This is a genomic window from Pontitalea aquivivens, assembly GCF_046507575.1.
In the GTDB taxonomy this organism is placed as follows: Bacteria; Pseudomonadota; Alphaproteobacteria; order Rhodobacterales; family Rhodobacteraceae; genus Pontitalea; species Pontitalea aquivivens.
On sequence record NZ_JBKFEY010000126.1, the window covers coordinates 1 to 424 of the forward strand.

The 424-nt window shown below is 62.0% G+C and carries 1 protein-coding gene; it reads right to left on the reverse strand.

What is annotated here, in order from left to right:
- Nucleotides 1-424 (reverse strand): plasmid pRiA4b ORF-3 family protein (locus ACK8OU_RS20465; protein WP_410305164.1); only part of this gene is annotated, 424 nt, incomplete at both ends.

A 424-nucleotide genomic window follows, 5' to 3' on the forward strand; every position in this document is an offset into this window, starting at 1 on the left:
AGGAATTCCTCGAACCCTGTAATTCCACCGACATCTTCCGGAGGTGCGCGGCGCGCGCCGGCGACAAAGCGGGGGTATTCGGCGCCGGGCTCGCCCTGCCGGACATCGCCGATCGTGATGCGATGCCGCCAGTTGTCACCGAAGTCATAGACGTAGAGGAAGTCGCGCAGATCGCGCTCGATCAGCGTGGCGAGGCGCATGCCCTTTTCCTTGTAGACCTTGCGCTCGTAGAGATCGTCGTCGGGATCGGGTTCGCCGTAGATCTTATCGCCGACGAGGAATTCGTGAAGGTGATAATCCTGCCAGCGCATCACGACCTGGATGATGTCATGCAGCGTGGCCAGCGTGGTGGAGAGCGGCAGATCAAGTTCGCGCCAGACAACGGGGTCCGTGCGCTCCAGTTCGATCCGGACGCGGGCAATGG